13 protein-coding genes and 1 other annotated feature are annotated in these 18,290 nt (G+C 42.2%); of the genes, 1 reads left to right on the top strand and 12 read right to left on the bottom strand.

The features are described from left to right. Nucleotides 1–14: 14 nt before the first annotated feature. The 4 genes from rsxC to HUE98_RS01665 form a co-directional block, all read right to left on the bottom strand. Nucleotides 15–1,331: an electron transport complex subunit RsxC gene (gene rsxC / locus HUE98_RS01680; RefSeq protein WP_241422162.1), complete on the bottom strand. Its 1,317-nt coding sequence runs from the start codon at nucleotides 1,329–1,331 to the stop codon at nucleotides 15–17. Between the two features lie 190 nt (nucleotides 1,332–1,521). Continuing rightward, the gene (locus HUE98_RS01675; RefSeq protein ID WP_241422161.1) at nucleotides 1,522–1,878 is read right to left on the bottom strand and encodes an FMN-binding protein; all 357 of its coding nucleotides are present in this window, start codon (nucleotides 1,876–1,878) and stop codon (nucleotides 1,522–1,524) included. Nucleotides 1,879–2,179: 301 nt separating this feature from the next. Continuing rightward, nucleotides 2,180–3,493 (bottom strand): bifunctional folylpolyglutamate synthase/dihydrofolate synthase, encoded by a 1,314-nt coding sequence (locus tag HUE98_RS01670; RefSeq protein ID WP_241422160.1) that lies wholly within the window; start codon nucleotides 3,491–3,493, stop codon nucleotides 2,180–2,182. A 162-nt stretch (nucleotides 3,494–3,655) separates the two neighbouring features. Further along, nucleotides 3,656–4,012 carry a hypothetical protein gene (locus HUE98_RS01665; protein ID WP_241422159.1) on the bottom strand — a complete coding sequence of 119 codons (357 nt, stop codon included), beginning with the start codon at nucleotides 4,010–4,012 and terminating at the stop codon, nucleotides 3,656–3,658. Nucleotides 4,013–4,684: 672 nt separating this feature from the next. Here HUE98_RS01665 and HUE98_RS01660 point away from each other — a divergent pair. Then, nucleotides 4,685–5,203: a hypothetical protein gene (locus HUE98_RS01660; RefSeq protein WP_241422158.1), complete on the top strand. Its 519-nt coding sequence runs from the start codon at nucleotides 4,685–4,687 to the stop codon at nucleotides 5,201–5,203. 91 nt (nucleotides 5,204–5,294) lie between these two features. On the opposite strand, the gene HUE98_RS01655 is transcribed toward HUE98_RS01660, so the two are convergent. From HUE98_RS01655 to tig, 8 genes are all read right to left on the bottom strand, one after another. Further along, a complete protein-coding gene (locus tag HUE98_RS01655) occupies nucleotides 5,295–6,551 on the bottom strand; it encodes a DNA methyltransferase (RefSeq protein WP_241422157.1) in 1,257 nt (418 codons plus the stop codon). A 66-nt stretch (nucleotides 6,552–6,617) separates the two neighbouring features. Next, nucleotides 6,618–9,275, bottom strand: a complete 2,658-nt coding sequence (locus tag HUE98_RS01650; RefSeq protein ID WP_241422156.1) for a valine--tRNA ligase — start codon at nucleotides 9,273–9,275, stop codon at nucleotides 6,618–6,620. A gap of 62 nt (nucleotides 9,276–9,337) precedes the next feature. Continuing rightward, nucleotides 9,338–9,558: a binding site (T-box leader), on the bottom strand. Between the two features lie 161 nt (nucleotides 9,559–9,719). Beyond that, nucleotides 9,720–10,319 (bottom strand): ribosome biogenesis GTP-binding protein YihA/YsxC, encoded by a 600-nt coding sequence (gene yihA, locus HUE98_RS01645; protein WP_241422155.1) that lies wholly within the window; start codon nucleotides 10,317–10,319, stop codon nucleotides 9,720–9,722. Further along, nucleotides 10,291–12,588 (bottom strand): endopeptidase La, encoded by a 2,298-nt coding sequence (lon, locus tag HUE98_RS01640; RefSeq protein ID WP_407080289.1) that lies wholly within the window; start codon nucleotides 12,586–12,588, stop codon nucleotides 10,291–10,293. The genes yihA and lon overlap by 29 nt, the downstream gene beginning before the upstream one ends. A gap of 415 nt (nucleotides 12,589–13,003) precedes the next feature. Continuing rightward, nucleotides 13,004–14,653 (bottom strand): ATP-dependent protease LonB, encoded by a 1,650-nt coding sequence (lonB, locus tag HUE98_RS01635; protein ID WP_241422153.1) that lies wholly within the window; start codon nucleotides 14,651–14,653, stop codon nucleotides 13,004–13,006. A gap of 231 nt (nucleotides 14,654–14,884) precedes the next feature. Continuing rightward, nucleotides 14,885–16,147, bottom strand: a complete 1,263-nt coding sequence (gene clpX / locus HUE98_RS01630) for an ATP-dependent Clp protease ATP-binding subunit ClpX (protein WP_241422152.1) — start codon at nucleotides 16,145–16,147, stop codon at nucleotides 14,885–14,887. Nucleotides 16,148–16,175: 28 nt separating this feature from the next. Next, nucleotides 16,176–16,763: an ATP-dependent Clp endopeptidase proteolytic subunit ClpP gene (gene clpP / locus HUE98_RS01625; RefSeq protein WP_241422151.1), complete on the bottom strand. Its 588-nt coding sequence runs from the start codon at nucleotides 16,761–16,763 to the stop codon at nucleotides 16,176–16,178. Between the two features lie 50 nt (nucleotides 16,764–16,813). Next, nucleotides 16,814–18,169, bottom strand: a complete 1,356-nt coding sequence (gene tig / locus HUE98_RS01620) for a trigger factor (protein ID WP_241422150.1) — start codon at nucleotides 18,167–18,169, stop codon at nucleotides 16,814–16,816. Between the last annotated feature and the right edge of the window lie 121 nt (nucleotides 18,170–18,290).

The following is an 18,290-nucleotide window of genomic DNA, read 5'->3' as shown; positions in this document are numbered from 1 at the left end:
CCTCCATTCGCCTGTTATTTACTGCTCATGGCCCTTATTTCTGCTTTGCATAACCGGATCCACTGTACAATAGGCCTTTTGGCCGGACATACAAAGGCGCATGAACCGCATTCTATACACTCATCTACATTGAATTTTTTTGCAGCTGCATAATTGTTCTGTTCTCCGGCATTGGATATGAAATTGGGCATAATGAAAGCCGGACAAACATTAACACAGCGGCCGCACTTGATACAGGGTAATATTTCATGAATTACAGATTCTTCTTTGGTTAAAATCAAAACCCCTGAAGTAGCCTTACAGATGGGGAAATCCAGAGAAGGTACCGCGCCGCCCATCATGGGCCCACCCATAATAATCTTAGCAGCATTGTCCTTTACTCCTCCACACTGTTCCACAATCTCTGTGAAAATGGTACCCACTCTTACCAGTAGGTTAGCGTTTTCATTAACACCGGACCCGGCGACGGTAATCACGGTATCAATTAAAGGCCGCCCCGTCTTAATGGCATCAGCAATTACTATGGCTGTTCCAGTGTTTGACACCTGAACACCCACATCAGTAGACCTCTTGCCCGAAGGCACCTCCATACCATTCATAACTGCAGTAACCAACTGTTTTCCAGAACCTTGAGGATACTTAACCTCCAGTTCAACAACTTCGATGCTGGAATCTCCACCAATAGCTTCCCTGACTACAGCAATAGCATCAGGCTTGTTTACTTCAATCCCAATGTAACACTTCCGGGCTTGAAGCGCTTTCATCATTGCTTTTGTACCGTAAATCAGATCCTCCGCCCGTTCCACCATCAGCCTGTGGTCACAGGTAAGATACGGTTCACACTCCGCGCCGTTTAGAATCAGCGCTTCCAGTCCACCCTCCGGTGGTATTAGTTTGACATGTGTTGGAAAAGCTGCCCCTCCAAGACCTACAATACCGGCTTCCTTAGTAATTTTAATGATTTCCTCTCCGGTAAGTTCCTCCAGCGGTTTGTTGGGCTTTACATCTTCAGCCCAAATATCCTTACCATCAGACTCAATCACCACACACATTGGCGAGCTTCCGCCCGGGTTAAAATAGGGAGCTATTTCAACAACTTTGCCTGATACACTGGAATGGACGGGTGCAGAAATAAAGGCTTTGACATCGCCAATTTTTTGGCCCATCTTTACCTCATCCCCTACCTTAACCAATGGTTCACAAGGCGCGCCAGAGTGCTGGCTCAGAGGAATAACTACCCGCGAAGGTGCCGTAGCTGTTACTATAGGCTTGCTTGCTGCAGGCTTGTCGTGGGGAGGATGCGTGCCACCCTTAAAGGTTTTAGTGGTCAAACTGTTTCACCCCTTTTATAAAAGATTTACTTACACACAACTAAATAAATATTCGTGAATATAAAATAAAATCCTGCTTTTTAGTTCGGTATTTCTCCAAAAACTTTAACTGCTTTCGATAAAAAGCGGGTTACATAACATCAGGGATGATTCGATAATCATCCCTGATGCAAATTTTATGAAATTTCTTTTATTCTGCTTTGGACAAAGCATCATCTACAGCAGCAAATATAGCTTCAGAAGTAACTGTTGCCCCAGACTTAATATCTACACCACCAGTGCCTCCAGCAGCAATAATATCATCTAGAAGCCCGGCCATAGAGTCGGCGTCACCAATATTGGCGGTTTCACTCTCCTCAACAATCTTTATATCAACGATTTCCCCCTCGTCCATGGTAACTTCAACCTTAATTGTTCCTCCGAAACCCTGTGCTTCTCCGGTGTAAACATCTCCATCAGCAGTCGCAGCATCATCACCACATCCAAGAGCCAGGACTCCTATCAAGGCTATTACCAAGAAGTAAATGCCAATCTTATGTAACTTCATTTTATTTCACCTCCTTTCAAAAAAAACCGTAAGGGATAACTTCGACGGTATCTGTTTAAATTCCTTTTATCTTTTTAAATAATTTTCATGAAGTATTGTCACCCTAATTATAATATTAGGGCATAAAGAAAAATATGTTACCCCAGGTCAAATCTAAAAATCAGTGAACGCGTTTCAGCAAGCTTTAAAATCGGGGAATCAGGTGGAGACTCTTCTCCACCTGATTTTAAGCCCCACCTACGCTAATGCTTAGAGGTGGGGGCCTTATACCCTAAAAAAAGAGATTAAACAAAATAACAATTTATAAAGCAGGCAGCCGTTGTACGGCTTTTCTAGCTTCAGATATAGTGTAAAGTGAGCCACATATTAAAACCAAATCTTCCGGCTCCGCCAAAGTCATAGCTATGTTAACAGCCCGGGGAATAGAGTCCTCTAAGATCATAGGATACCGGGCATATTTTTCCGCCACATCAGCAACGGCCTCCGGTTCAGCCGCTCGGGGACTATCTGGTTTAGTAATAATTATTTTATCTGCTAGAGGTATAATTTCCTTGAGCATTTCATCCAGAGCTTTATCCCCTAAAATCCCTATTACCAGCACCAGCTTTTCATACTTCACCTGATCCTGCAGAGCTTTTTTTAAACTTCTCACCCCATCAAGGTTATGAGCAGCATCTAGAATCAGCAGAGGATCTTTACCCATTAATTCCAGCCTTCCTGCCCAGCGAGCTGCTTTAAGCCCCTTGCGAACAGCAGCTTCAGGAATATGGAACCCTTTCCCCTGCAATATTTCAATAACAGCAACGGCTGTGGAGGCATTTATAATTTGATGTTCCCCTAAGAGGCTGATAAACAAATCTTTTAACTGTAAACCCTGAGGGTTTACGTAGTGGAAAGACTGTCCATTTAAAGAAAGTTCCTCTATTTCGATATTTACACTTTCTCTCAGAACAAACAAGTGAGCATTCTTATCCTGGCACTTTTTTTGGATTACCTTCATCGCCTCAGGCCTTGGCACAGCTGTAACTACCGGAGCACCCTCTTTGATTATACCGGCTTTTTCCCCAGCGATTTTTTCGATTGTGTCCCCCAACACCTCAGTGTGTTCCAACCCGATATTGGTGATTACAGACACCAATGGATTTTCCACCACGTTAGTAGCATCCAGCCTACCTCCCAAACCCACCTCCAGCACAACAAAGTCAGTGTCTTGAGCAGCAAAGTAATAAAAAGCAATACAAGTAACTACCTCAAACTCCGTCATCTGACCCAACTCAAAATCTTTTGAAATATCATCCACCATAGGTTTAACTATGTTAACAATTTCAACCAGACGATCTTCGGGAATATCATTTCCATTAATAGCCATGCGGTTGGTAAATGCCTCCAGGTAAGGAGAAGTGTATAATCCTACACTGTAACCTGCCTCTTCTAATATTTTAGAAAGGAAAGCAGCGGTGGAACCCTTTCCATTGGTTCCGGCAATATGAATTACCTTAATTTTTTTTTGAGGATTTCCCAAAAGCTCCATCATTTTGCTCATTCTCGCCAGTCCTGGCTTTATACCAAACCGGCCAATACTGTGTATCCAATCTAACGCTTCTAAATAGTTCATTTTTATCCCTCTTTCAGTCTATTAATTTCAGTTTTATTTGCTTCTAACAAATTCTAGCCTTTTTATTTTAAATCCTTTTTTTAGTATAACTGTTTTTACTGGTTTCTTACTACAAAAAAAAATGTTCCTCTCACAAGGAACATTTTTTGGTATAATTTACTATTAATTATCTTTTTCCCACGGCATTTTACACAATTCCTTGCCCGGGGGAGGAGAACTAAAAAGAGGCCCTAAGGGTTCAAAGCTCAGCTGCTGACTGCACCATGGACATTTTAATCTTTTTGTGTCAATATCTTGGGAACATAGCGCCAATTTATGTAGTAAAATTAACATCTTATTATGAGGGTCCGAAGCATAATATTTTTCTCGGTTTATAGGACAAAGATCATTAGTGCAAATTGCCTGAACATAATGATTCTGAAAAATTGGCAGACGTGCTGATGCCTTGTGTTCTTTAAATAGAAGCATTCTTATGGCTACAATAGCTACAGCTAGTAATAGAAACAGTACGTATACCATGATAATAGGTTCCTCCTATTTTTTTATCCCGGACATTTCTAAAACGCTACATTTATGCGTTTCCTTCCTTACCCAACACTCTCTTTACACTGGATTTGTGCCCCTTAAAAATCATAACCCTGGAAGCAAAAACGATTAAACCAAAAACAATAATAATGCCATAACTCATTCCCATATCCCCCTTTAATTTTAATGTTAATTATGCTGCCCCTGTTTAACTATGCTGGTCGTCACTCTTTTAAATAACAAATAATTATTGTCTTTAAAAAATTATCACTCTGGTAACAATAATCTGGCAAAAATCATTAAAGCAAAAACAATAATAAATTAGCCCACATATATACTCCCATATCCCCCCTAAACAATTAATGTGAATATACATCCATCCTAACTTTTAATGGCCTTTACTTTATCTGTATTCCTATAATAAAACTCGATATTTTATTATAATATACCCTCAAGTATAAATAGTCAACACCAATTTACGATGTATTTGCATCTAACCCTAGATGTATTGTTTATTTAATATAACTTATATTTTGTTAATTTTTGGACCTGTAAAGACTTCTACATGGCATAAGTTTCAGGTTAAATTGTAATGACTTTTTTAATGGTTAGTGTATAATATATATATAGAAAACGATAACTTATATCCAAAGGAGGTCTTGACATTTGTATAGAGACATAAAAATCGTAATATCTATGATTATTTACTTTATTTACTCCTTGAGCATTACAGGCGCTGTTTTCTTTTATTCCCTTATGGGTACCGTAGCCATGGACAGATTATGTATAATTATCACAGAAGCCACCGGAATTCAGAGACAGGAAAGAATGTTATCCACGTTTCTTTATCCTGCCATGATCCAAAATTTATTTTGGTTATCTTTAGCGGGAATAGGTTTTTGTCTTATTTTTATATTTGTATTAAACCAAAATTTTCATTCCTTCTGGTCTCCTTCCTCCCTTACCCTTCTTTTATTTTTGGTCTTGATGGGAATTAGAAATATGTTATTGAATTTTTTGCCTGATAATATAGATACTCTAGTTTCCGAGCCCTATATCATTAATGTTTTACACCGCTTCCTGGTGAGCAATATAACCGTACTGATTTTTGGCCTCATACTTTGCTGTCTGGCATTTCTCGGAGACAAATTCTATACCCATAAGAAGGAAAGTGCAAAAACTTAAACTTTTTTATATATGACGTTAAGTATCCATAAATAAAGCTCTTGTGTCCGCCGGTATTTTGACATAACAAGAGCTTAGTTATTATGAATATCTATTCTTTATGAAACAACACTACTCGATTGGTATTGGTGCCCTTAGAATTATTATTAATCCCCCATATGTTGGCGGTTTTAGTAAAGTCCTGTTCATTCACCAACACCCCGGCACAGGTAAAACCCGCCTTTATCCCTATAGGAACAACATACTCCTCCAATTTCACTTTACCCTTCCTTATCTCTCCCACCTCAAAGGCTACCCAACCTCCCCGGCGGGTAATTCGGTACAATTCATAAAAAACCTTCTGCATAACTTCAGACCATCGATCCACAGTTTTGGCCATGGTAATTTTTTTTTCAATTAATTCAATTTTTAGAGCATTAAACCAACACCTAAGCCAGTTATCTTCAGAATACTGCACAATATCTAGAAAAGGTGGAGAGGTTACCGTAAGCTGCACACTTCCCTCCTGGATAGACCGGGTAAATCCGGCCTCCTCCGAAAAAAGCAGAGCCCCTTCTCCCCTTTTATTTACTGACTTACAAATATCAGGGGTAATATCTTTCAACAAAGACCTGGATTTTTTTAGAATAATTTTTTTTACATCCTTATACTGTGGAAACTGATTCCTCTTTGTATTGATTTTTTTCTGCCTTTCCCGGCTGGCAGCCTGGTTAGGAGGCAGGGTATATATGGAGAAAAACCCCGGTGAATGCCCCGTAAGACGGTTGGTAGCCACCATCCTAATCCACCGGTCTACCTTGTCCTCCCTCTCCTGTCTCTTTCTTTCCTCCAAATACTGCCGCAGAGAAACTAACTCTGCCTCGGTATCTGTATGATAAAACATGGACAGGTCTATCTCCGCTCTCAAGCCGGGATAAAACTCTATTTCTAACAGCCTCTCCAGAACTTCCTCCCCCCGGGGAAGGTTAATTCGGGGTTCTGTCAATATTTTGCTCAAGGGATTGATATCGTTTCCCAGGGCATTTCTTCCCATCAAGACTGCCTCTATAACCGTGGTTCCCCGGCCCATAAATGGGTCATAAACCAGGTCATTCTTTTCTGTAAACATTTCAATGAAAAAACGGGGCAGTTGAGGCTTAAAACAGGCACGGTAGGATATCTCTTGAAGGGAAGAAGCCTGCCTCTGCTTAGAAGTCCAATATTCATTAATATAATAGAAAACCTCATTTCCCTCAATAATATTCTTTTCTATGCGTGTAACTGACGGTAATGCCAGCATTTCTTTGCCCTGGCAGACTTCTTGAAATACAAAGTTTTCCAGAAAACTTTCCACTTCTGATAATTTCACATTTGCCACTCCCGGGAACTAAAGGTAGCAGGGACGTTTCTCGCGCTTCCCTGTTTCCTTTACTTTTTACATAATTTTTGCCTTCTGCATTTCCTCCAGACGTGCCTGCACCGTCACCAGCTTTTCCCGGTAATCCTCCAGTTTGTTTTTTTCTTTTTCTACCACTTCCGCACGGGCCTTACTGATAAAAGCTTGATTGTTCAATTTCCCAGCGGCCCGGGAGACTTCCTTTTCCAGCCGAGAAACTTCTTTGCCCAACCTGGAGATTTCCTTGTCCAGGTCCACCAGGCCTGCCAGGGGCAGATAAATCTCAACTCCGTTAATTACAGAAGTCAGTGCCTGCCCAGGTTTTTCCTCCAAATCCGGTTCAATAATCAGCTGCTCTGTAGATGCCAGGTGATGAATATATGTTTTCCCCTGCAGAAGAACTCTAGTAGCTGCAGCCTCTGTTGGCTTCAACACAACATTACACCCTTTTCTTGGATGAATGTTCATTTCACTCCTTAAATTTCGAATGGACTTGATTACTTCCATTAAAAAGGACATATCCTGACCCTCTTCGGTAAAATTTAAGTCCGGGTCTTCTTGTGGCCAAGAAGCGATAATAAGGGCTTCTCCCTGGTGGGGCATATGCTGCCAAATTTCTTCAGAAAGAAAAGGCATAAAAGGATGAAGGAGCCGTAGTGTTCCCTCCAGCACAAAACAGAGCATGGATTTGGACTTTTTTTGATTCTCCGCCTCCTCACCATATAGATCAATCTTGCTCATCTCTATATACCAGTCGCAAAAGTCCCGCCAGATAAAGTCATATAGTTCCCGGGCCGCGTCCCCCAACGCATACTTTTCCATCAGCCGGGTAATCTCCCTCACCGTCTGGTTATAACGATGTAGTATCCAGCGGTCTGCCAGGCTTAAATTTCCATCTAGGTAAATATCTTCTGCCTGAAAACCTTCCCCCAGGTTCATAAGCACAAATCGGGAGGCGTTCCAGATTTTATTGGCGAAATTTCGGCTGGCCTCCACATTTTCCTGGCGCCAACGCTGATCGTTCCCCGGTGCCTGGCCGGTGATGAGAGTGAAGCGAAGGGTATCAGCACCGTAATCCTGTATTACTTCCAGAGGGTCTACCCCATTGCCCAGGGACTTGCTCATCTTCCGTCCCTGACCATCCCTGACCAGTCCATGAATATATACCTCTTTAAAAGGCACCTGATTCATAAACTGTAAAGACATGAAAATCATACGAGCTACCCAGAAATAAATAATATCATATCCGGTAACCAGCACATTGGTGGGGAAAAAATGCGTTAAATCTAAAGTCTCATCAGGCCAACCCAGGGTTGAAAAAGGCCATAAGGCGGAGCTAAACCAGGTATCCAACACATCGGGATCCTGCTTTAATTCCCTGCCTCCGCATTGGGGACAGGTATCCAGGTCAGTGCGGGATACGATGGTTTCACCACAGGGACAATACCAGGCAGGGACCCGGTGCCCCCACCAAATCTGCCTGGAAATACACCAGTCCCTGATGTTTTCCACCCAATTAAGGTAGGTCTTGGTAAATCTCGAAGGCACAAACTGGGTGCGGCCTTCTTTGACTGCTGTAATAGCAGGCTCCGCCAGGGGTTTCATTTTTACAAACCACTGCTTAGACAGCAAAGGTTCAATCACTGTAGTGCAGCGCTGACAATGACCTACGGCGTGTTCATGATGATCAACTTTTACAATTAAACCCAAAGATTCCAAGTCCTTGACCACTTCCTCACGACAGTGATAACGATCCATCCCCTGATATTTTCCAGCTTTATCCGTCATCTTCCCATCATCCCCGATGACTACCATCTGTTCTAGATTATGCCTGAGGCCGATCATAAAGTCATTGGGATCATGGGCCGGAGTCACCTTCACCGCCCCACTTCCAAATTCAGGGTCTACAAATTCATCAGCCACTACTGGAATCTCCCGATTAACCAGCGGTAGTATAACATTTTTACCAATCAAGCCCCGGTACCTTTCATCTCCAGGATGTACTGCTACCGCTGTATCCCCCAGCATGGTTTCCGGCCGGGTAGTAGCCACCATCACATATCCTTCCCCCTGGGAATAGGGGTATTTCATATAGGTCAGCGTCCCATTTTCATCTTCATGTTCCACTTCAATATCCGAAAGGGCCGTGTGACAGCGGGGGCACCAGTTAATGATATAGTTACCCCGATAGATTAAATCTTTTTCATAAAGGCTGACAAAAACCTCCCGAACTGCCCGGGTGCAACCCTCATCCATGGTAAACCTCTCCCGAGACCAGTCACAGGATACACCCAGTTTCTTCAACTGATTAGTAATCCTTTTATGGTATTCCTCTTTCCATTCCCATACTCTATCCAGAAATTTCTCCCGGCCCAGATCATACCGGCTGAGCCCCTCCTCCAACAGGTGTTCCTCCACCTTTATCTGTGTAGCAATTCCTGCATGGTCCGACCCCGGGACCCAGAGAGTATCAAAGCCCTGCATTCGCTTCCAGCGAATTAAAATATCCTGCAGAGTATTGTCCAGTGCATGACCCATGTGCAGGGTGCCGGTCACATTGGGCGGGGGTATAACAATGGTAAAGGTCTCCTTGGAAGGATCCCCTTCAGCCCGGAAGTAATCTCCCTTTATCCAGAAATCATAACGGGAATCTTCTACTTTTTGTGGTTCATAAACTTTGGATATGCTGGTTTCCATTTTCTCCTATCTACCTCCTTTAATTATGAAAACAATTATAACGATAAAAAACTTCTCTCATCCTTAAGGACGAAAAAAGTTCTTCTCCGTGGTACCACCTCATTTTCCGAAAAAACCGGACACTTACTTAGATATAACGGCATAACCGACTTAACTTAATTCTTTGTTTTCAGCTAAGCTGCTCAAGGGTGACCTTCAGACCGGCGGATTCCGGGAAATTTTCAGCAACAATCCCTCTCTGTTGAAACCTCTGCCGCCCTACTCTCCCCGTCAGGGCATTTCATATATAAAATTATATATCATATTATACCCTGTAAAAATCCTCTGTCAAGCTTAAAGCTCTATCAAAAGGGTATTTAATTATCATACCCCATGGCATAGCGGTCTAGTTATATTTAAGCAGACTTTCGTAGTAGTTTTAGAAAGAAAAAAACAAAAAACCGCTTACGAGCGGTTTTCTAGAAGTTCATTTATTGTTTTCCAAAGAGCTATCCGGCCATCCCCGGTCTTAGCAGAAAAAGAAATCATAATATCTCCATTTTCTCCCCTTAAACCTAGTTTTTTCTTAGCCTTTTTTAAATTGTTTAAGGCTCTTCCCCGGGAAAGCTTATCACTTTTAGTGGCAGCTACAATTGTAGGGATTTCATTAAACTTCAGCCACTGGTACATAAGCAGATCATCTTCCGTAGGGTCATGCCGTATGTCCATCAGCATGACTACCACTTTTAATTGCTCCCTTTTCTCCAGGTAGCCTTCAATCAGCTCCCGCCATCTCTCTTTCATTTGTTTGGAAACCCTGGCAAAACCATACCCGGGCAGATCCACCAATAAAAATCGCCCATTAATTACATAAAAATCAATGGTTCTAGTCTTTCCCGGTTGAGAACTGGTGGGAGCCAGTCTCTTCCGGCCCAAAAGGCTGTTAACCAGAGAGGATTTCCCAACATTGGATCGACCGCAAAAAGCAACCTCGGGCAGTTCCCCTGAGGGGAACTGCTCCGGGTTTACAGCTTTATTACAAAACTCTACTGATTTTACCTGCATAACCTGTATTTTCTCCTTCTTTTTTCACCAATGCATGGTTTAACACTTCATCCATATTATCCACCAGGATAAAGTTATGCTTACGCTTCACGTTGGCTGGAATCTCCGAAACATCCTTCTTGTTATCCTTTGAAAGAATTATATTTTTTATGCCTACCCGGTGTGCAGCCAGTACTTTTTCTTTTACACCGCCCACCGGCAGAACTCTACCCCTCAAGGTAATCTCCCCGGTCATGGCCACATCCTTCCGTATAGGAATATTGCTCAAGGCTGAAATTAAGGCTGTCGCCATGGTAATACCTGCTGAAGGACCATCTTTGGGTATAGCTCCCTCAGGAATATGAATATGAATATCCGTATTTTCATAAAAATCCTCTTGAATATTCAGAGCCTTGGCCCGGGAACGTATATAGCTTAAACCCGCCTGGGCCGATTCCTGCATCACATCTCCCAGTTTACCGGTCAAGATAAGTTTACCTTTACCCTTCATCAAGGTAACTTCTATACTCAACACATCTCCACCGGCCTCGGTCCAGGCAACTCCTGTGGCTACCCCTACTTCATCCGCCCTCTCAGCAGCACCGTAGCGATAGATAGGCACTCCCAGGAACTTATAAACCGCCTGTACATTGACCGTAATTTTTTTACTGGAATCCTGCACAACTTCCCTGGCCGTCTTCCGGCAGATACTGGCAATTTGTCTTTCCAAATTCCGAACCCCGGCTTCTCGAGTATACTCTTGAATCACTTTCCGCAGCGCATTTTCCGAAAAGACGAGGTTTTCCTTCTTTAACCCGTTTTCCTCCAACTGTTTAGGGACCAAATACTGCTCAGCAATTTTCAGCTTTTCCTCCTCGGTATATCCGGGGATATAGATGGTCTCCATCCTGTCCAGCAGAGGCCTGGGAATATTGTAATAAGAATTGGCCGTGGTAATAAATAAAACATTGGACAAGTCAAAAGGTACCTCAATATAGTGGTCGCTGAATTTATTGTTCTGCTCGGGATCCAGCACCTCCAGCATAGCAGCCGATGGATCACCCCTAAAGTCTGTAGACATCTTATCTATTTCGTCCAGCAAAAATACTGGGTTTTTGGACTTTGCATCCTTCATGGCCTGAATAATCCTGCCGGGCATAGCTCCTACATAGGTCCTGCGGTGTCCCCTGATTTCCGCTTCGTCCCGGACTCCCCCCAGTGAAATCCGTACGAATTTTCTTTCCAGAGCCCTGGCCACAGAACGGGCCAGAGAAGTTTTACCCACCCCGGGAGGCCCCACCAAACATAAAATAGGGCCTTTAAGTTTTTCTGCCAGCTGACGCACTGCCAGAAATTCAATAATTCTCTCCTTAACCTTTTCCAATCCGTAGTGGTCTTCATCCAGTATTGTTTCTGCCATTTGAATATTTAGGCGGTCTTCCGTTTGTTCTTCCCAGGGCAGCGCCAACAGCCAGTCCAAATAATTCCTTATGACTACACTTTCCGCAGCCGCCGGAGGCATTTTTTCCAGACGATCCAATTCTTTAAGCGCTTTCTCTTCCACCTCTTCGGGAAGTTCAATAGCCTCAATCTTTTCCCGATATTCATCGACTTCGGCCATTTTTTCATCCTTTTCTCCCAATTCCTTTTGAATCGCTTTCATCTGCTCCCGAAGATAATACTCCTTCTGAGTCCTTTCCATCTGTTTTCGAACTCTTAGATTTATTTTTTTCTCCAGGTCCAGAATTTCCATCTCTTTGCCCAGGATTTCCCCCAGTTTTTCAAGACGATTCTTAGGGCTTATGGCCTCTAAGATTTCCTGTTTTTGTTGAATCTTCAACGTTAAATGGGAAGACACAATATCCGCCAGTTTACCCGGGTCCTCAATAGATGAAACATTAACCAGGGTTTCCGGCGGCACCTTTTTCCCTACCTTTACATACTGTTCAAACTGATACAGCACACTCCTCATCAAGGCTTCTATCTCCGTGCTTTTTTCTTCATTATCCTCCAGTTCATCGACTTCCACCTGAAAATATGGCTCCATAGCCACAAATCTCTTAATGCTGGCTCGATATAAGCCTTCCACCAGAACCCTGATGGTCCCTCCGGGAAGCTTAATTAGTTGTTTAACCAATGCAATCGTTCCCAGAACATACATATCATCGGGAGCCGGTTCTTCTACTTTGGCATCCTTTTGTGCAACCAGCAGTATTTTATTATCCTCTACCATGGCCTGTTCCAAAGCATTAATAGAACGTTCTCTACCTACATCCAGGTGGATAACCATGTTTGGAAAAACCAAAATTCCTCGTAAGGGCAGCAATGGTAATACTTTATTTACTTCGTCCACTTTATCCTCCACCTCCCATAGTATACTTATATTATATCAGATAATCTATCATTTGTGTAAATACTGATAAGGCCCATTTATTTTATTATTCTCGTTACCTCTTCTTTTTCCTTTTTTTTTAACTTTCCTTTTTATGTACAAATCTAGAAGGGGTCGTTGAAGCCGTGGGCGTTAAAGGGGTCAGACTTGAAATATTCACCTATATTTCAAGTCTGACCCCTTGTTCTTGTTTTTTTCAAAACAAAAAGACCGCCCTAGCCGTTTACTTTAACAGCCTTTTGGACAGCCCAAATTTCCATAGTATTTTGTTTGAAGGTGGAGGGTCAAGCCTGACCCCCTGTCTATTCTTTTTTTAACCAACCGTTTTAAACATTTTTTCCTGTTTATCTTCCAATAGGGCATGAAGCAGTACTTCTTCCAGATTCTCTACAGGGATTATCTCTATATCATCCCGATTTGAATATAAATTCTGCCAGTTGTCCTTAGGGATAATGACTTTATTGGCTCCAGCCAGCTTGGCTGCCTGTATCTTTGTTGATACGCCCCCCACCGGCTTAACCAGGCCCCGAATGGAAACCTCTCCAGTCATAGCTACCAGGTTATCCACCGGAACATTCTTTATTGAGGAATAAATAGCAGTAGCGATAGATACCCCTGCTGAAGGGCCGTCAATAGGAACACCTCCCGGGAAATTAATGTGAATATCATAATTCCTGGGATCTACCTCCAGGTATTTTCTTAGAATAGTCAATACATTTTCCACCGAACCCTTGGCCATGCCTTTACGGCGAATAGACCTTTGGGAATCTCCCATATGTTCTTCTTCCACGATACCCGTAACGTTAATTTTACCCAGGCCCTTGGTGGAAGGCATAGTAGACACTTCAATATCGATCAGGGTGCCCATATTCGGGCCGTAAACCGCCAAACCGTTCACAAAACCTACCTGGGGGTAAAGGGATACTTTCTTTTCCGGCCGAGGGGAAATGTGACTGCTGTTGACCACCCACTCAATATGTTCGGGAGTGATTTCCCGTAAACCTTCTGCCATGGATACCCCAGCGGCAATCTGGATAATGTTTACCGCTTCCCTTCCATTCTGGGCATAATTGCCGATGATTTCCACTGCCTTTTCCCCTAAAACAAAATCTACTTTTTCTGCAGCATTTCTGGCAATCACGGCAATTTCATCGGGAAGCAGGCCCCGGAAAAATATTTCCATGCAGCGGGAACGCAGTGCAGGGGGTATATGATCCGGCGTCTTGGTAGTCGCTCCCACCAGGCGAAAATCTGCCGGCAGGCCCCTTTGAAAAATTTCATGAATGTGATCTGGAATATTAGTATCTTCCGAACTATAATAAGCACTTTCTAGAATAACTTTCCGGTCCTCCAAAACCTTTAAGAGCTTATTCATCTGTATAGAATGAAGTTCTCCAATTTCATCGATAAAAAGAACCCCTCCATGAGCCTTAGTCACAGCTCCCGGTTTGGGCTGTGGGATTCCTGCTACTCCCATGGGCCCAGCTCCCTGATAGATAGGGTCATGGACAGACCCGATTAGAGGATCTGCTATACCTCTTTCATCAAACCGAGCAATGGTGGCATCCAATTCAAAAAATTTTGAAAAGGGACCGAAGGGTGAATCCGCATTTTTCTTTGCTTCCTCCAAAATCAGGCGAGCTACAGCTGTTTTCCCTACTCCAGGGGGCCCGTATATAATTACATGCTGAGGATTTGGCCCACAAAGAGCAGCCTTTAGAGCTTTCATCCCATCCTCCTGACCAATAATCTCTGTAAAGCATGCTGGTCTGGTCTTTTCTGAAAGGGGTTCACTCAAGGAAATAGACTTCATGTGATTTAACTTATCCATTTCTTTTCTTGAAACTCTAACCACGGCTGTCTTACTGGTCTGCTGAGACCGAAGCAGATTCCAGAAATATATGCCAATTACAATAGCAAAAAATATTTGGATAATCCCGATAATACCTGCAAATTGCAACAAAGGTTATCCTCCTTCCCACTTTTTGAGAATGTTAAGAACAACCTTATTATTCCCCTGAGTAAGATGAAATATCCAGAGATAAACCATGTTAAGGCACAATATGGTAAATAATTTGCCAAATATTTTTAGTTGTCAGGATTGTCAAGGGGACAGTTCTTCTGACAACATTGAAAAACACGGCAGTTTAACTGCCGTGTTTTTTTGTTTTTTATTTTAAAGTTTGAAATTATGCTAAGCTGATTCTTCTTTTTTCTTTTTCCTCTGGTCAACCGTTACCAGGATAGGATCCTCATTGTTTTGGATTACCTCCCGGGTAATAATACACTTGCTAACATCTCCACGGGTAGGCATATCGTACATGATATTCAATAGTGCCTTTTCAATAATAGCCCTGAGACCCCGGGCTCCCGTATTCCTTTTAATGGCTTCTTCAGCGATATAGTCCAGTGTACCCTCTTTAAATTCCAGGTTTATCCCATCCAGATCAAACAGTTTCTGATACTGCTTCGCAAGAGCATTTTTAGGTTCCATTAAAATTCTGATTAGTGCTTCTCTATCCAGTGCCTCCAGAGTAGCAATTACCGGAATCCTACCTACGAATTCTGGAATTAACCCATACTTCAGAAGGTCTTGAGGCAGGACATTCTTCAGAATTTCACTGATATCGCTATCCGCCCGGCTCCGGATATTGGCTCCAAAACCTATTCCTTTACTTCCTACACGGCTTTGAATGATTTTTTCCAAACCGTCGAAAGCTCCTCCGCAGATAAACAGGATATTAGTGGTATCAATCTGCATAAACTCCTGATGGGGATGCTTGCGTCCTCCTTGAGGAGGAACACTGGCTATAGTACCCTCTAGAATTTTCAGCAGTGCCTGTTGAACACCTTCTCCGGAAACATCCCTGGTAATGGAAGGGTTATCTGTCTTTCGAGCAATTTTATCTATTTCATCAATATAGACGATACCTTTTTCTGCTTTTTCCAGATCATAATCCGCGGCCTGAATTAGCTTTAAAAGAATATTTTCAACATCTTCTCCCACATAGCCCGCTTCTGTCAAAGAAGTAGCATCGGCGATGGCAAAGGGAACATTTAAAATTCGGGCCAGAGTTTGAGCCAGCAGGGTCTTCCCCACACCAGTGGGCCCTATGAGCACAATATTACTCTTTTGAATCTCTACTTCTTCCAGTTTCTGCTCCGAATTGATCCTCTTGTAATGATTATAAACTGCTACGGATAAAGATTTTTTGGCTTCGTTCTGGCCGATCACATACTGATCTAGAATATCTTTTATTTCTCTGGGTTTCGGCAGTGAGACCAAATCAAGGTCCAGATCTTCATTCAATTCCTCTTCAATAATTTCATTGCAGAGTTCTATACATTCGTCGCATATATAGACCCCCGGACCGGCCACCAGTTTTCTAACCTGCTCCTGAGTCTTTCCACAAAATGAGCATTTCAACTGTCCTTTATCGTCGTTAAACTTAAACAATTTATCACCTCTTTTAGTCGGTTAAGTTTTAACCTTCTTTCTTCTCCAGCACACTATCAATTATACCATATTCCAAAGCCTGTTCAACTGACATAAAATAGTCCCTATCAGTATCACTTGATATTTTCTCCACCGGTTGGCCGGTATGACTTGAAAGAATTTGGTTCAAAGACTCTCTCAATCGCAGAATTTCCCTGGCATGAATTTCAATATCAACGGCTTGACCTTGGGTTCCCCCGGCAGGTTGGTGTACCATGATTCTGGAATGGGGGAGAGCAAATCTTTTACCCTTAGTACCGGCAGCCAGCAGTACTGCCGCCATACTGGCAGCCATACCAACACAGATAGTAGATACATCGGATTTAATATACTGCATAGTATCGTATATGCCTAAACCCGAATCAACACTGCCCCCCGGTGAATTGATATAAAGGTTAATATCTTTATCCGGGTCTTCGGACTCTAAGAAAAGCAGCTGAGCAATTACCAGATTGGCCACCATATCATCAATTGCGCTGCCAATAAAAATAATCCTGTCCTTTAATAAGCGGGAGTAAATATCATATGCCCGTTCTCCCCTATTGGTCTGTTCTACAACCATCGGCACCAAGTTCATAAATTATCTCCCTCCATATGGTAAATAATTGTATTCCATTTATCTCTAATTTATTCTGGTTGTTCAGAAATTTTCATTTCTTCTTCTGGTGTATCTACTTCTTCTAAAATTTTATCCACAATATTTACTTTGGCTTCATCTACTAAAAAGTCAACCGTTTTTCTAAAGGTTATCTCTTTTTTTAACACATCTATCTGTCCGCTTTTTTCAAAATACTCTTTGATATTCTCAGGCTCCTGCTGGTAGCTTTGAGCCATTTTATTAAATTTTTCCTCCAGGTCTTCCGGGGTAGCTATAAAATCCTCTTGTTTCATAATAGCTTCTAATACCAAATTAGCCCTTACTCTTTTATCAGCCTCAATACGGTTATCCTCTTTAATAGATTGCTCTGTATTTTCCGTCAGCTGACAGTACTGTTCTAGAGTTAATCCCTGTTGTTTTAACTGCTGAGAAAAATCACTGATTACCCGGTCCAACTCCCGTTCTACCAAAATCTCAGGAGTATCCACCTTTGAGTTCTCAGTAACTATACCTATAATTTTTTCCTCCAGGTCTACTCGATCTTTTTTCTCTGCATCTTTTTTTAGTTTATTCAGCACATCTTGTCTGAATTCTTCCAGTGTATCAAAATCGCTCACTTCTTTGGCAAAATCATCATCCAGGAGAGGTTTTTCTTTTTGCTTTAAACCTTTAATAGTTACTTTAAAGGTTACCTCTTTTCCCGCCAGTTCTTCTTTCTGGTAATCCTCAGGGAATGTTACCTGAATCTCTTTTTCTTCTTCCTGTTTGCACCCAATTAACTGTTCTTCAAAACCAGGAATAAAGGTGCCGGAACCAATTTCCAGGGAATAATTTTCTGCTTTTCCCCCTTCAAAGGGTTCTCCCTCCAGGTAACCTATGAAATCAATCATAACAATACTACCCTGTACTGCTTCCCCTTCTTCTACTACCACCACACGGGTATGTTTTTCCTGCATCTCTGTTAAGTACTCTTGAACTTCTTCCTCTGTTACTTTAGATTCTACATGGTCCACTTCTACACCTTTATATTGACCCAACTCAACCTCGGGTTTAACATCCACTGTTGCCTCAAAAATTAAAGGTTTGCCCGGCTCTATTTGTTTAATATTAACATCCGGCTTGTCTATGGGCTCAATTTCTAACTCCTCCAAAGCCTCTTCATAAGCTTCAGGGACCAACATTTCCAGTGCTTCTTCATATAGAATCTCGGGACCGAATTTGGCTTCCAATACCCTGCGGGGCACCTTCCCCTTCCGAAAACCGGGTACATTAATTTTCCCTACTACTTTACGGTATGCTTTGCCCATGGCTTCTTCAAGTCTTTCCACTTCTACTTCAACTTCTAACACCACTTTATTGTTGTCTAGCTTTTCCAACTTGGTCATCAAATATGCCTCCTCCTGTAATCAAGTATTCAGTAATTAGCGGTAGTTATCTGTATTTATCATAACATAACATTACTGAATAACCAAATATATATACTTTTAAAAAAAACGCCTAATACAA

Origin of the sequence: Candidatus Contubernalis alkalaceticus (assembly GCF_022558445.1) — a bacterium.
Classification (GTDB): Bacteria; Bacillota; Dethiobacteria; order SKNC01; family SKNC01; genus Contubernalis; species Contubernalis alkaliaceticus.
This window is presented reverse-complemented; position numbering and strand designations above follow the sequence as displayed.

Bases quoted from the DNA above. Each gene is read 5' to 3' on its own strand.
- HUE98_RS01670 (WP_241422160.1), bottom strand. From the start codon at position 3,493: ATGAACTATTTAGAAGCGTTAGATTGGATACACAGTATTGGCCGGTTT.
- HUE98_RS01650 (WP_241422156.1), bottom strand. From the start codon at position 9,275: ATGGAAACCAGCATATCCAAAGTTTATGAACCACAAAAAGTAGAAGAT.
- lon (WP_407080289.1), bottom strand. From the start codon at position 12,588: ATGGTTATCCACCTGGATGTAGGTAGAGAACGTTCTATTAATGCTTTG.
- yihA (WP_241422155.1), bottom strand. From the start codon at position 10,319: ATGCAGGTAAAATCAGTAGAGTTTTGTAATAAAGCTGTAAACCCGGAG.
- tig (WP_241422150.1), bottom strand. From the start codon at position 18,169: ATGACCAAGTTGGAAAAGCTAGACAACAATAAAGTGGTGTTAGAAGTT.
- clpP (WP_241422151.1), bottom strand. From the start codon at position 16,763: ATGAACTTGGTGCCGATGGTTGTAGAACAGACCAATAGGGGAGAACGG.
- HUE98_RS01675 (WP_241422161.1), bottom strand. From the start codon at position 1,878: ATGAAGTTACATAAGATTGGCATTTACTTCTTGGTAATAGCCTTGATA.
- HUE98_RS01665 (WP_241422159.1), bottom strand. From the start codon at position 4,012: ATGGTATACGTACTGTTTCTATTACTAGCTGTAGCTATTGTAGCCATA.